Origin of the sequence: Paenibacillus forsythiae T98 (genome assembly GCF_000520735.1) — a bacterium.
Taxonomy (GTDB): Bacteria; Bacillota; Bacilli; order Paenibacillales; family Paenibacillaceae; genus Paenibacillus_AQ; species Paenibacillus_AQ forsythiae.
In genome coordinates, this window is the sequence record NZ_ASSC01000487.1 from 1 (window position 1) to 13,368 (window position 13,368).

The following is a 13,368-nucleotide window of genomic DNA, read 5'->3' on the forward strand; positions in this document are numbered from 1 at the left end:
ATACTGGCCGGGCGCAGCGCCGGTCTGAGTCCGCGCGCTTCTTCCAATATCGGCCTGACGATCGTGTCACGCGGCGAATTCTCCATTATTATGGCCAATCTCGGCAAAGCGGGCGGTCTGCTCGCCATCTTGCAGCCGTTCGCGGCCATGTACGTGCTGATCCTGGCGATACTAGGCCCGCTGCTGACCAAAGAATCCAAACTGATTTACAAGGCGCTGGATAAAGTATTCAAATTCGAGAGCAGGCATGTCAAGCGGATGGCGCAGAAGCGCACCCCTGCCTCCGAAGAACAATAATGTTCGCACATGTTGAATCGATAGTTGCAGAAGGCTCCATTTAGAAAAAGCGTTCCGGCCTCAGAAGCCGGAACGCTTTTTCATTCCCATACCATTTAGGGTCTGCCTCTCCCCCGCACAGAGCCGCCAAAAGCGGCTAACGGAACATCCCCCACAGGCGAATCAAGTGGAACGTATTATTGGGATCAATCTTTTGGGCAATGACGAATCTGACAATGCTGTCCTCCTGATCGGAGGCCAGTCTTTCTCCCAGAATTCCCGCAGCATTTCGAACCAGTCTGCGCACCACGCCGGGGTCCTGCAGCTGCTGTCTGCTGACGCCGTTAACCAGACTCTTGACTCTTTCCTTAACCGCCGGATTCTTCATCTTCAGCTTGATCCGCTCCACCAGCTGCGGACTGATGCCATATTGCTGATAACTCAAGCCTGACGCACCTCCCGTCATATCCAATCTTTCTCAGTATATGACGGGACGTGTCTCCATTTGCCTCAATCGATCAAATCTCCCTGAAAAATTTGTTCCTTCTGGAGATAACTTCGCAGCGGAGAGAACTCGGCGGAAGTCCAGAAGGTGCCATCCCGGAGCAATTCGGCGGCATCGCCGCGCGCTTGCTCCAGGACGGCAAAATCGGCCGACATGTCCGCCAGGCGGAACTCCGGGAGGCCGCTCTGCTTCGTGCCGAAGAAATCGCCAGGTCCCCGCAGCTCCAAATCGCGCCGGGACACTTCGAATCCGTCGTCGGTCTCGGTCATCGCCGCCATGCGCTCGCGCCCGACCTCTGATTTCGGATCGGCCATCAGCACGCAGTAGGAAGCGTGCTCTCCCCGCCCGACCCGTCCCCGAAGCTGATGGAGCTGCGACAGTCCGAACCGGTCGGCGTCCATAATAATCATCAGGGTGGCATTCGGCACATCGACGCCTACCTCCACAACGGTCGTTGATACGAGCACTTGTACTTCATTTTCGTAGAAAGCGCGCATGACCTCGTCCTTCTCCCCGGGCGTCATCCGGCCATGCAGCAGCCCCACCCGATAATCGGGAAAAGCCTGTGACAGCTGAATATGCAGATCAATGGCATTCTGCACATCCAGCTTGTCCGATTCCTCGATCAGCGGACAGATGACGTATGCCTGACGCCCCTGTCCCACCTCGCGGCGGACCAGATTCAGCACCCGTTCCATCATGTCCGGCTTCACCCAATAGGTAGAGATCGGGATACGCCCTTTCGGACGCTCGGACAAGGTGGAGACATCCATATCCCCGAATACGGTAATCGCCAGCGTCCGCGGAATCGGGGTCGCCGTCATCGTAAGCACATCCGGATTATAGCCCTTGCGCCGCAAAACGCTGCGCTGGTTCACTCCGAACCGGTGCTGTTCATCCGTTACGACGAGGCCAAGCTCCCTGAAGAACACATCCTCCTGAATCAGCGCATGCGTCCCGACGACGACATCGACGAGGCCCATTTGCAGCGAGGCGAGCAGATCCTTGCGCTTGCGTCCGTTCACGCTGCCTGTAAGCAGCGCCACGGAAATGCCGAACGGCTCGAACATCGCCTGAAGCGATCGGCTGTGCTGCTCGGCCAATATCTCCGTCGGTACCATCAGCGCTCCCTGAAAGCCCGAACGGACCGTCGCGAACAGCGCGACGGCCGCAAGCGCCGTTTTACCGGAGCCCACATCGCCCTGGAGAAGACGGTTCATGCAGTAAGGGGAACGCATATCCTGCAAAATTTCAAGCTCCGCCGCCTTTTGCGCGTTGGTCAGCTCGAACGGGAGACTCCGGACGAATTGACGGACCGTCGCATTGTCCACCGTATGCACCATCCCGTCCATCCTGCCCCGGTTGAGTGTACGGAAAGCCTGAACCTTAAGCTGGAACAGAAACAGTTCCTCGTACACCATTCTTCTGCGGCCCTCCTGGCCCTCCCTTGAATCCTCCGGCTGATGGATAGTTGCAATGGCCCGCTTGCGCGGCATGAAGCTGTATTTATGCATAATGGGCTGCGGCAAAAGTTCGGGGATCATCTCCCCGAACTGCAGCAGCGCCTGGGCAATTGTCTTGCGGAGCCAGCCTTGCGTAATTTTGCCGCCGACGGAATATACCGGCTGAAGCGTTCCCTTCTTCCCTTCCCCGCGGTCCGGAAATTCATAGTCGGCCACTGTAATTTGCGACCGCTTCTGATCCCATTTTCCGCTGATCACAACCTGGCGCCCCGCAGTGAGCTGCTCGCGGACAAAATGCCGGTTAAACCACGTAGCTGTGAACATCCACGGTTCCGCCATCATTTTGCAGCTGAGCCGCGATTTCCCGCCGAATCGCTGAAGCACCGGAATGCCGATAACTTTGGCCTCGACCGTAACTTTATCCCCGTGCTTCACCTCGCTGAGCGATTTCGGACGGTAATCCTCGTAGCGGAAAGGATAATACTCCAGCAAATCCTTCACCGTATATATGCCAAAGGCGTGAAGCTCAGCCTGCTTTTGAGCGCTCACGCCACTAATTTGTCTTACCTCGGTTGTATCCAAAGCTAAAGTCATATTCATCCCTCACCTACGCGGGCCATATAAATACGGCAAGTGTGCCGTTGCCCACATGACTTCCGACAACAGGGCCTACATTGGTCAGCACTTTTTCCTCAAGGGTGAAATGCGCTGAGAGCTCCTGCAGAAATTCCTCACCCGCAGCGGGCTGGGCCGTATGTCCGACAGCCACATTGACTTTGTCCGCGCCTTGCAGATCGCTCTTGAACAGTTCGATCATCCGGGCCACCGCTTTTTTTCGTCCCCTGACCTTCTCTACCGCATAGATAATGCCATCCTCATCAATCGACAGAATCGGCTTGATATTGAGCAGTGTGCCAAGGATAGCCGAAGCTTTGCCGATCCGGCCTCCCTTTTGCAGATATTCAAGCGTATCCACCAGAAAATACAGCTTGCGCGAGCGGCGAAGCCGTTCGACAGATTCCAGGATTTCCTCCGGACCTTTTCCCTCCGCCGACAAACGGGCCGCATGAACCACCAGCAGACCGAACCCGTAAGACGCCGACAAGGAATCCACTACGGTTATCCGGTCGCCTTCTTCCTCCAGCATCGATTTGGCGAGCAGCGCGGATTGATAGGTTCCGCTCAGCCCGGAGGAAATATGGAAAGACAATACCGGACTGTCCGGATATTGCTCCAGAATATTTCTATACACATCCATGTATTCCACAGGCGATGGCTGTGACGTGGTCGGCAGCTGTGGAGAACGGGGAAGTCGCTCATAGAATTGTTCCGGCGTTATATCGATCCCGTCGCGGTAAGATTCCTCCGCGAACATGAGGGTAAGCGGCACGACGTGGATGCCATAGGCTTCCGCCATGGACGGAGGAATATCGGATGTGCTATCGGTAACGATTACGGTATGATTCATGGTAAACCTCCCCATTTTAAATATTTAATCAGCCTTAAGCTTCTACCGAGAACAAATAATAGTACAGCGGCTGACCGCCTGCATGGATTTCAATTTCCGCATCGGGATAATTCGCTCCGAGCCAGTCCTCCAGCGCTTCCGTATCTTCAGATTTGGCTTCTTGCCCCGTCAAAATAGTAATGATCTCGTCTCCGCTCTCCACCATCCTGGACAGAAGCGCCTGGCTGGCGGACAACAGGTCCTCGGCGGCGGCGACGATTTTGGAATTGGAAATCCCGATATATTGACCCGCCTTAATGTCCATTTCTTCGTACTTGGTATCCCTTACCGCATAAGTGACCTGTCCCGATTTCACCCGTTCAATAGCCTCCAGCATTCTGCCCGTGTTGCTGTCTGCCGATTCTTCCTCCTGAAAAGCGAATGCGGCCGCAATACCCTGCGGGATGCTCTTGCTTGGAATGACCGTAATTTCCCGGTCGCCTTCAAGAAGCTCTTTGGCCTGCTCGGCGGCAAGAACGATATTGGAATTATTCGGCAAAATATAGATATGCTTCGCTGAAATTAACGACACGGCTTTTACGAAATCCTCTGTGCTCGGATTCATCGTCTGGCCGCCTGACAGCACTGCATCAATCCCCAGGCTCCTGAAGATGTCGGAAATTCCGTCACCGGAGGATACTGCGATAAAGCCATATGGCGCCAGATCGTCCGCTGGAGGCACCGCGGGGTCCTGGGCGCCGCTCTTTTCCTCGGGGATATCTGCAAATACCTCAGGGCTTGGAGCGATGTCCATCCCGGCCGTAAGCAGCTCACGATGCTGCTCCCTCATATTCAGTATATGAATCTGGGTAATCTCCCCGTAGAGCAGCGCAAGATTCAGCACTTCACCCGGAGCCCTGGAGTGCACATGCACCTTGATGGTGTCGTCATCAGAAATAACGATAATGGAGTCGCCATTCACCGATAACGCTTTCCGGAATTGATCCTCATCAAACGCCTTGGCCCCGGGGCTGCCCAATTGTCGATTGATAAAGAACTCCATGTCATACAAAAACTCAATATCCTCCGTGGACAGCCGCGATTGGGCGGATACCGGCACATATGCGGGCTTCGCCTCCGGCTTCCCGGGCACTGCTGCCGGCTCTCTGGACGCTGTCCCGGCGGCGGCTTGTCCCTGATCTAAATCGGTGAACCGCCCGCCTGCCAAAGACTCCAAAAAACCTTCATATATATAAACCAAACCTTGACCGCCCGAATCCACAACACCCACCTGCTTGAGAACCGGCAGAAGTTCCGGCGTTCCCGCAAGCGCCTCTTTGGCCTTGGCCAGCACTTCGGACATCAATTCATTAATATCGGTTGTCCGCCGCGCCAGGTAAACGGCATGTCTGGCAGCTTCCTTGGCTACAGTCAGGATCGTTCCTTCAACCGGCTTGACCACGGCTTTATAAGCGGTATCCACACCGGTCTGCAGCGCAGCCGCAAATTGAAGAGAATTCAGTTCTTCGTACGGGGCGGCATAACGGCTGAATCCGCGGAACAGCTGGGACAAAATAACACCGGAATTGCCGCGCGCGCCCATCAGCAGTCCTTTGGACAGCACGCCTGAGCTTTGTCCGACCGAAGCGGAATGATTCTTTCGCAGTTCACCCACTCCTGCAGTCATCGTCAAGTTCATATTGGTCCCTGTATCTCCGTCCGGAACCGGAAAAACATTCAGGGAATTCACGTGCTCCGCATGCTGCTGCAGCTTCTCAGCGCCGGCCAGTACCATCGCTGTAAAATCTCTTCCATTTATAGAACGCTTACTCAATGAAGATTCCCCTTCCTGCCTTCATGCCTCTCATAGCTAATACAAAGTGGACGCAATACACTAATCTATATTGTACTATAAGCAACTTGAGAAATAAATGTTTTTGAACCGGTTGACGGGGCATTTTTTACTGTGATATTATATTTAAGTATTGTTTTATGCAGGTGAATGCAACAAGGAGGTGTAATCATGTCCCGTAAATGTGCTGTAACTGGCAAGAAGCCGAGCAGCGGCAACCACGTATCCCACGCCAACAACCGCAACCGTCGCTCCTGGGGAGTTAACGTTCAGAAGGTTCGCATTCTGGTGAACGGCAAACCGAAGCGTGTATACGTAAGCACCCGCGCCCTGAAATCCGGTAAAGTAGAACGCGTCTAGTTTCCGAAACTTAATTTCAAACAAAAAGCACCCTTTACATATGTAAGGTGCTTTTTTTCATGTTGCCCTATGCTGCTTGCGGCCCTCAACTCTTCTGAAATGTGTTCAAGATCGCCTTCACAAACCCTCCCAAAAACTTCGGCAGCTTAAATGTATAAAATTTCATGTTTCACCCTCCGATCAATGCTGCAGCCCTGGGTTAAGACACAAAAAAGGCTACATGAGATTTCTGCTCATGTAACCATATTTATGCGTTGGCAACTTGGCCTATACCTCCCGGCCTTCACTCCTGTCAGCGAGCTTCAGCCGCCGCCCGGATCGTGGAAATGGCCTCTGCCCGGTCGCTTCGGCCGAACACGGCGTTGCCGGCAACCAGCACATCCGCCCCGGCCTCGCTTACGGTACGCGCCGTCGCTTCGGCAATCCCTCCATCGACCTCGATACGCAGATCATGGCCGATCTCCTCCGCCCACTGGCGAATTTCCCGGATTTTATGCACGGTGCCGGGGATGAATGCCTGTCCGCCAAAGCCGGGGTTAACGGTCATGACCAGGACCAGATCGACATCCGCCAGAACTTCTCTCACGGCGGAGGCAGGCGTTCCCGGGTTGATCGCCACACCGGCCAGCAGACCAAGCTCCTTGATCTGATGAATCACCCGATGCAGATGAACGCAAGCTTCGGCATGGACGGTAATGACAGCCGCCCCCGCCGCCGCGAAGTCGGCTATGTAGCGCTCCGGCTTCTCAATCATAAGGTGAACGTCCAGCGGCAAAGACGTATGGGCCGATACCGCCTTAACAATTGGCGGACCGAGTGTAATATTGGGAACAAAATGGCCGTCCATGACGTCCACATGAATCCAGTCCGCGCCGGAGGCTTCAACTTCGGCCACTTCGGCGCCGAGTGCGGCGAAGTCCGCCGACAGAATGGAAGGAGCAATTTTGATCATGTGTCAGTACCTCCGCTTCTTGTCTTTCATTTCAGTAAAGAATTGCTTGTAATGCTCATATCGGCTGTCCGCAATCTCTCCGGCCTCCCAGGCCTCGATGACACGGCAGCCCGGTTCATGAAGATGGCTGCACCCCCGAAACTTGCATTCCGAAGCCAAGGGCACGAACTCGCGGAAGCAGGAAGACAATTCTTCCACGCCAAGCTCCAAAAAGTCCAGCTGGCTGAAGCCCGGCGTATCGGCCACATAGCCTCCATCGCCGATATCCATCAGCTCGACATGCCGCGTCGTGTGGCGTCCTCTTCCCAGCCGCATGCTGATCTCGCTGGTCTCCAGAGACAGCCCGGGAACAAGCCGGTTAAGCATCGACGATTTGCCTACGCCGGACTGTCCGGCGAATACGCTGATTATGCCGGCCAGCCGCTTCCGAAGCTCCCCGCTGCCCGAGCCCGTCCGCGAGCTTGTCACCAGCACCTCATAGCCAATCCGTTCGTACAGCTCTTTTACCTGGGCGATGCCCTCCCCGTCCTCTTCCGCCAAATCCCGTTTGGTCAGCACGATGATCGTCTCTAGTCCGGAATGCTCGATATGAACGAGAAATTTATCGAGGAGCTGCAAATTCAGATCCGGTTCCCTTACGGAGAACAAGAGCACCGCCAGCTTAACATTCGCCACCGGCGGACGGATCAGTTCGGAATCGCGCGGGCGCAGTTCATCCACCGTCCCCTCTCCATTCTCTGTCAGGGAATAAAGAACCCGGTCCCCGACAAGCGGAGACTGGCCTCTCTTCTTGAAAATACCGCGGGCTCTGCACTGAACGATTTCATCCTCCGGGGAAATCTTCCCTTCCCGGAGCGGTTTCACATAATAATAACCGCTTAAAGCCTTGACGATTACACCCTCAGGCATTAACGAAGCCTTCCTCTCTTGGATTCGGAGGGTACTGTTGCGGCCGCCCTCCCCGTTTAAATGCAAGAGCGGCTGTCTAAGCGGCCGCTCTTGTCCTTGAATCATTTCTGCGATTAGTTGCCGTCTTTCTTGTTGCCTTTGTCTTTATGGCCGCCCGAAGCTTTGGGGTTGTTCTTGCCCGATGTGATCAGGGCAGTGTCCGCGTTGTACCCCGTCTGATTGACGCCCGGCTCGCCTCCGGTATCGGAAGGAGCATCTCCCGTTCCGGGTGCGGTAACCGGCTCTGCCGACGGCTCGGCGCTGGCAGGTGTGCCGGCGGGCGTCTCGGCCGGGGACGGCGAAGGCGGATTGACCGGCGAAGGCTCAGGGATGGGCACCGTGCCGTTCTTTGCATCCATATACGATACAGGATACGTATCGTAGAACTCGCCGTCCCGGTACACGATGACAGCTCCATCCTTATTCGGAGCGAGAACGAGATTCACGGAGAGCACCTGGGTCTTGCTGATCGTGCGGGTTCCCCAATCCTGATTCTCGCCATTGTTGCGGGCATCGGCGTATTCAATCCGGATTTTGGTCTTCTTTCCTTCCTGCGCCGGAGAGACCGGAAGATTGAATGTATATTCCAGCGCCTCCGGCGGATAGCCGCTGCTGATATAGATTGTGATTTTCTCCCCGGGCAGCGCTGATGCGCCTTTTTCATACGGCCATTGCTTTGTTATTTTACCCTTTCCCATGGAGAAGCTGCCTTCGGTCTTCACATCGCCGAGCTCCAGTCCGACCTCAGCCAGCTTGGCCTTCGCTTCCGATTCCGTAAGGCCCGTCAGATCCGGCATGACTATACTCTCCTGCCCTTTGCTGACCGTGATGGAAATCGTCGCAGTATCGGGATCATAATCACTGCCTGGCAGCGGATTCTGCCGGAGCACCTGGCCTACCGGAACATCTCCGCTGAATTCGCTTTCCTGCGTAATGCGGCTTTGGTCGACGCCTTGAGCCATAAGAGCTTTTACCGCATCGTCATAGGTGTTCCCTGATAAATCCAGCATTTGCGAGAGCGGTTTGGGAATGCTTACCTTAAGGGTGATAGTCGTTCCTTCCTTCACTGTCGTATCCGGCTCCTTGCTCTGCTCGAAGACGATGCCTTCGGCAAAGTTAGGGTTGTACTCGGTCGTTACCGGCTCTTCCAGAACGAGTCCGGCCTCGGCCAGCCTGGCTTTGGCGTCCTCCAGCGAAAGACTGACCAATTTGGGCACCTTAACCTCCGGAACGACCAGCTTCGCGTTTACATACCATACGACTCCGGTCATCGCCAGCAGAAGCAGCAGCGTCAGTCCGATCCAGAGAACGGGCCTTCCCCAGTCCCTTCCCTTCTTGGCAGCGGGAACATCATCCTCACGGATCATTCTGTCTTCGGTACGACTTCGCAAGCCGCTGCTCTTGGGGAGCGGCTTAATGGCCGGCATCACCCTTGTCCTGTCCTCATCGTCTTCCAGAAAGCTTAGCTTGGGCTCGCTGCGGCGCTCCGGGAGCAGGCAGGTTTCCAGATCCTGAAGCATTTCTTTGGCCGACTGATAACGCTCGTCGGGATTTTTGCGCATCGATTTAAGAATAATATTCTCCACGCTCTGGGGAATCATCGAATTCAGCTTCCGCGGCTCCTCGAATTCCTCCTGAAGGTGCTTCAGCGCTACGCTGATTGGACTCTCGCCCAGAAAGGGCAGGCTCCCGGTCAGCATCTGATAGATCACGATACCGAGCGAATACAGGTCCGACTTCTCCCCGGTGGCGACTCCCTTGGCATGTTCCGGAGAAAAATAATGCACCGAGCCGACGACCGAACCGGTCTGGGTAATCGTAGTCGAAGTTACTGCCCGGGCAATCCCGAAGTCAGTCACCTTGACCCGGCCGTTGCGTCCGATAAGGATGTTATGCGGTTTAATATCCCGGTGGATGATCTGATTCTGATGAGCATGATCAAGCGCGTCACAGATTTGAGTGGCGATTCTCACGGATTCGTCCACCTGCAGCGGCGCCCTCTCCTTGATGATTTCATTCAGATTCTTGCCTTCCACGTATTCCATGACAATATAATGAATTTCATCTTCCTGTCCCACATCGTAAATGCTAACCACATTGGGATGAGAGAGCGAAGCGGCGGATTGCGCCTCCCGCCGGAAGCGGCGAATAAATTCCTCATCGTGCACAAATTGATTACGCAATACTTTTATAGCGACATTACGATTAAGCAGAATATCATGCGCCCTGTATACGAGCGCCATTCCGCCCCCACCGATCCGCTCGATGACTTGGTAACGGCCTCCCAACTCGTGACCGATCATCTCTCCCACTCCTTTGATTCGGGCACAGCGGCCTCCTCATGATGTTCCAGCATGGCGACGCTTATGTTATCGCCGCCGCCGGCAAGCAGAGCCAGCTGAAGCAAACGGTCCGCTCTTTCCTTAAGCGATATTTCCTGCATGCCGGCAACCTTCCCCAAATGCTCGGCACTGACAAAATTACTCAAACCGTCGCTGCACAGCAGCAGCACTTCACCCGGTTCAAGCGTTACCGGAAGCAAATCGACCTTGATTTCCTCATCCGTTCCCAGAGCGCGTATGAGAACATTGCGCCGCGGATGGGTATCCAACTCTTCAAGTGTAATCTGGCCGTTCTTGAACAGCTCGTTTACCAGTGTGTGATCCTCGGTTAGTTGCCGCGCCTTGCCATCCTTAATTATGTAGGCTCTGCTGTCGCCGATATGGCCAATGTAGCCTGACGGCCCGGCGAGCAGCGCAGAAACGACGGTTGTCCCCATGTTGTGGTAACGCTCATCACTGGCCGCCTGCTTGTAGACGATATCATTGGCTTTCATAATCGCGTCCGACAAGACCGCGCTCAAGTCTTCTCCCGAAAGACCCGGCGCGATTCCGTCCAGACCCTCCCGGACAGACTCAAGCGCCAGACGGCTGGCGGTGTCGCCCGCCAAATGACCTCCCATTCCGTCGGCGATAATGCCCAGCGTATATCCGTGGCTCGTGACACCGGTCCAGACCGAATCCTCATTGACGGAACGTACCCGCCCAATGTCGCTGGCATGAACTGTTCTGATCAAATGACTTCACCTCAACTCCATATGTTTGGCGCGCAGCTGCCCGCACGCGGCGGCGATATCATGGCCCTGTTCCCGGCGAATCGTCACATTGACTCCCTGCTCGGCCAGAATCCGCTGAAATTGAAAAATATCGCCGCGTGAAGTGCGCACATATTTGCGTTCAGGCACATGGTTAACCGGAATGAGATTAACATGGCACAGCATATGCTTCAGCACTCCGGCAAGCTCTTCGGCATGCTCCGGCCGATCATTTACGCCGCCGATCAGCGCGTATTCGAAGCTGATTCGCCGTCCTGTCTTCGCCTGATAATAGCGCAGCGATTCCATTACTTCATCAAACGGATAACGGCGGTTCACCGGCATCAGCTTTGAGCGAAGCGCGTCATTGGGCGCATGAATGGAGATCGCCAGATTGATCTGGGTATCCTCATCGGCGAACTTGTAAATGCTCGGGACAATCCCGCTTGTTGATACCGTTATATGCCGCTGGCCGATATTTAATCCTTTTTCGTGAATCATCAGACGCAGGAATCTCATTGTGGCATCATAGTTCTCAAACGGCTCGCCCGTGCCCATGATGACAATGCTGCTGACGCGTTCGCCCCGGGCATCGAGAATCTGCTGGGAGCGTACGACCTGAGCCACAATCTCGCCCGCCGTCAGATCACGCTTAAGCCCGCCAAGGGTCGAAGCGCAGAAGGTGCAGCCGATCCGGCAGCCCACCTGGGTGGTCACGCATACGCTGTTGCCGTAGTTATGCTTCATGATGACCGTCTCAATGGCATGATCGTCGCTCAGACCGAACAGGAACTTCACCGTCCCGTCCTTCGATTCGAGTCTTGTAATTTCCGAAAGGGCGTTAATCGAGAACTGTTCATCCAGCTTCACCCGCAGCGCCTTCGGCAGGTTGCTCATCGAGTCAAAGTCGCTGACGCGCTTGACGTAGAGCCAATCAAAAATTTGCCCTCCCCGAAAAGCCGGCTCTCCATTGTCCCTGGCCCACTCCACCAGCTCTTCAAGGGTGAAATCATATATTAAAGGTTTCATTATCGCAATCGCACCTGTGCTTTCTTAATGATGTCTGAACTTATAAGTGTTTGTTCATGAGATATTCATATTATTTCTCATCCCGCCTATTTTAACACAAATCTCACAGAGGGTAAAAGAAAACCCGCCAAGGCAGGCCCGGCGGGGTTAAGACAGTCTTGGATTTAATTGGCGGCTCTATGGATGGAGCCGTTCAAGAATGGCGATGTAGAAGCCGTCGCTGCCGTAATGCTGGGGCAAGATCTGCATCCCCTGCCCGCTGGCAAGTGCGGTATCGCCAAGACGTTTCCACAGCGGTGAAGCGAAGGTCGCAGCGGCGAACTCTCCGCTTCGCTCCAGGAAGGAACTGATGATATCGCCGTTCTCCATCCGGTCCATCGTACAGGTGCTGTACACCAGCAGTCCGCCCGGCTTCAGCAAGGCGGCGGCCGAATCCAGCAGCCCGGACTGGAGCCTCGCAATCGCCGCCGCATCCTCCGGCTGCTTGACCCATTTCAGATCCGGCTTCCGCCGGATAACGCCAAGTCCCGAGCAGGGAGCGTCCAGCAGAATCCGGTCGAAGGAACCGGGTGCGAATTTCCGTCCAAGCTCCAGTGCGTCGCCGCTTAAGGTGTCGATGCACTCCAGACCGAGACGTCCGGCCTGATCCGAGATCAGGGCCGCCTTGTGCTGATGCAGCTCATTTGCATAAATGGAGCCTTGGTCCTTCATCAGCTCGCCCATATGCGTCGTTTTGCCCCCGGGAGCGGCGCAGCAGTCCAGCACCTTCATCCCGGGCTGCGGACTTACGGCCTCGGCCACAAGCATGGAGCTTTCGTCCTGAATGGACAGAAGGCCGTCGCGGTACCAGGAAGAGAGCGCCAAGTTGCCTGCCCCTCTGGCCACGATTCCATATGGGCTAAGCTCCGACGGCCGGGCGTTGATACCCTGAGCGAGCAGCTCATCCAGCAGCCGTTCGCGGCTGGTCATTGTAGTGTTGACCCGGACGCTGACGGCAGGCGGCTCATTGTTAGCCTTGCAGATCGCCTCGGCCGCTTCCGCTCCGAACTCATCCCGCCACCGCTCTATCATCCACAGCGGATGCGAATGAAGAAGCGCCGTCCGCTCCTCCCAGGATATGTCCTGCGGGATGACCGGCAGCGGTCCCGCGCGAAGCACGCTCCGCAGCACGCCGTTCACCATGCCTGAGATGCCTTGATGACCGCGGCGCTTGGCCAGATTGACGGCCTCGTTCACCGCCGCGTGAGGTGGTATCCGGTCAAGATACATAATCTGATAAAGGCTCAGAGACAGCAGGCTGCGCACCCAGGGCTGAAGCTTGTCCAGCCCTTTGCTCACAAAGCCCTTCAGCACATATTCCAGCGTATTCAGACGCGAAATCGTCCCGTACACGAGCTCCGTAGCCAGTCCCGCGTCTTCGCGGGACAGAGCCGCCCGCTGCA

At 55.5% G+C, this 13,368-nt stretch carries 12 protein-coding genes and 1 pseudogene; 2 read left to right on the forward strand and 11 right to left on the reverse strand.

Annotated elements, in window-relative coordinates; genetic code table 11:
* Nucleotides 1–297 (forward strand): annotated as a pseudogene (locus L692_RS28980) (cation/H(+) antiporter); the annotation flags it as partial.
* A 136-nt stretch (nucleotides 298–433) separates the two neighbouring features.
* Here L692_RS28980 and L692_RS0115430 read toward each other — a convergent pair.
* The 4 genes from L692_RS0115430 to L692_RS0115445 form a co-directional block, all read right to left on the reverse strand.
* Nucleotides 434–721, reverse strand: a complete 288-nt coding sequence (locus tag L692_RS0115430; RefSeq protein ID WP_025701054.1) for a stage VI sporulation protein F — start codon at nucleotides 719–721, stop codon at nucleotides 434–436.
* A gap of 65 nt (nucleotides 722–786) precedes the next feature.
* Nucleotides 787–2,838 carry an ATP-dependent DNA helicase RecG gene (recG, locus tag L692_RS0115435; RefSeq protein ID WP_025701055.1) on the reverse strand — a complete coding sequence of 684 codons (2,052 nt, stop codon included), beginning with the start codon at nucleotides 2,836–2,838 and terminating at the stop codon, nucleotides 787–789.
* Nucleotides 2,839–2,851: 13 nt separating this feature from the next.
* Nucleotides 2,852–3,712 carry a DegV family protein gene (locus tag L692_RS0115440; RefSeq protein ID WP_025701056.1) on the reverse strand — a complete coding sequence of 287 codons (861 nt, stop codon included), beginning with the start codon at nucleotides 3,710–3,712 and terminating at the stop codon, nucleotides 2,852–2,854.
* Between the two features lie 34 nt (nucleotides 3,713–3,746).
* Entirely contained in the window at nucleotides 3,747–5,525 is a 1,779-nt protein-coding gene (locus L692_RS0115445; protein WP_025701057.1) for a DAK2 domain-containing protein, read from the reverse strand.
* 189 nt (nucleotides 5,526–5,714) lie between these two features.
* Here L692_RS0115445 and rpmB point away from each other — a divergent pair, with 189 nt between their 5' ends.
* A complete protein-coding gene (gene rpmB / locus L692_RS0115450; RefSeq protein ID WP_025334690.1) occupies nucleotides 5,715–5,903 on the forward strand; it encodes a 50S ribosomal protein L28 in 189 nt (62 codons plus the stop codon).
* Nucleotides 5,904–5,988: 85 nt separating this feature from the next.
* Here rpmB and spoVM read toward each other — a convergent pair whose 3' ends face one another.
* The 7 genes from spoVM to rsmB form a co-directional block, all read right to left on the reverse strand.
* Nucleotides 5,989–6,069: a stage V sporulation protein SpoVM gene (gene spoVM / locus L692_RS28985; RefSeq protein ID WP_006675261.1), complete on the reverse strand. Its 81-nt coding sequence runs from the start codon at nucleotides 6,067–6,069 to the stop codon at nucleotides 5,989–5,991.
* Nucleotides 6,070–6,195: 126 nt separating this feature from the next.
* The gene (gene rpe / locus L692_RS0115460; RefSeq protein WP_025701058.1) at nucleotides 6,196–6,855 is read right to left on the reverse strand and encodes a ribulose-phosphate 3-epimerase; all 660 of its coding nucleotides are present in this window, start codon (nucleotides 6,853–6,855) and stop codon (nucleotides 6,196–6,198) included.
* Nucleotides 6,856–6,858: 3 nt separating this feature from the next.
* Nucleotides 6,859–7,764: a ribosome small subunit-dependent GTPase A gene (gene rsgA / locus L692_RS0115465; RefSeq protein ID WP_025701059.1), complete on the reverse strand. Its 906-nt coding sequence runs from the start codon at nucleotides 7,762–7,764 to the stop codon at nucleotides 6,859–6,861.
* Between the two features lie 113 nt (nucleotides 7,765–7,877).
* Entirely contained in the window at nucleotides 7,878–10,106 is a 2,229-nt protein-coding gene (gene pknB / locus L692_RS0115470) for a Stk1 family PASTA domain-containing Ser/Thr kinase (RefSeq protein ID WP_025701060.1), read from the reverse strand.
* A complete protein-coding gene (locus tag L692_RS0115475; RefSeq protein WP_025701061.1) occupies nucleotides 10,103–10,879 on the reverse strand; it encodes a Stp1/IreP family PP2C-type Ser/Thr phosphatase in 777 nt (258 codons plus the stop codon). Before L692_RS0115475 ends, pknB begins: the two co-directional genes overlap by 4 nt.
* A 6-nt stretch (nucleotides 10,880–10,885) precedes the next feature.
* Nucleotides 10,886–11,926: a dual-specificity RNA methyltransferase RlmN gene (gene rlmN / locus L692_RS0115480; RefSeq protein WP_025701062.1), complete on the reverse strand. Its 1,041-nt coding sequence runs from the start codon at nucleotides 11,924–11,926 to the stop codon at nucleotides 10,886–10,888.
* Nucleotides 11,927–12,103: 177 nt separating this feature from the next.
* Nucleotides 12,104–13,368: 16S rRNA (cytosine(967)-C(5))-methyltransferase RsmB (gene rsmB / locus L692_RS0115485; protein WP_025701063.1), on the reverse strand; the 1,265-nt coding region annotated here is incomplete at its 5' end.

Bases quoted from the DNA above. Each gene is read 5' to 3' on its own strand.
- rlmN (WP_025701062.1), bottom strand. From the start codon at position 11,926: ATGAAACCTTTAATATATGATTTCACCCTTGAAGAGCTGGTGGAGTGG.
- rpe (WP_025701058.1), bottom strand. From the start codon at position 6,855: ATGATCAAAATTGCTCCTTCCATTCTGTCGGCGGACTTCGCCGCACTC.
- rpmB (WP_025334690.1), top strand. From the start codon at position 5,715: ATGTCCCGTAAATGTGCTGTAACTGGCAAGAAGCCGAGCAGCGGCAAC.
- recG (WP_025701055.1), bottom strand. From the start codon at position 2,838: ATGACTTTAGCTTTGGATACAACCGAGGTAAGACAAATTAGTGGCGTG.
- rsgA (WP_025701059.1), bottom strand. From the start codon at position 7,764: ATGCCTGAGGGTGTAATCGTCAAGGCTTTAAGCGGTTATTATTATGTG.
- pknB (WP_025701060.1), bottom strand. From the start codon at position 10,106: ATGATCGGTCACGAGTTGGGAGGCCGTTACCAAGTCATCGAGCGGATC.
- L692_RS0115440 (WP_025701056.1), bottom strand. From the start codon at position 3,712: ATGAATCATACCGTAATCGTTACCGATAGCACATCCGATATTCCTCCG.
- spoVM (WP_006675261.1), bottom strand. From the start codon at position 6,069: ATGAAATTTTATACATTTAAGCTGCCGAAGTTTTTGGGAGGGTTTGTG.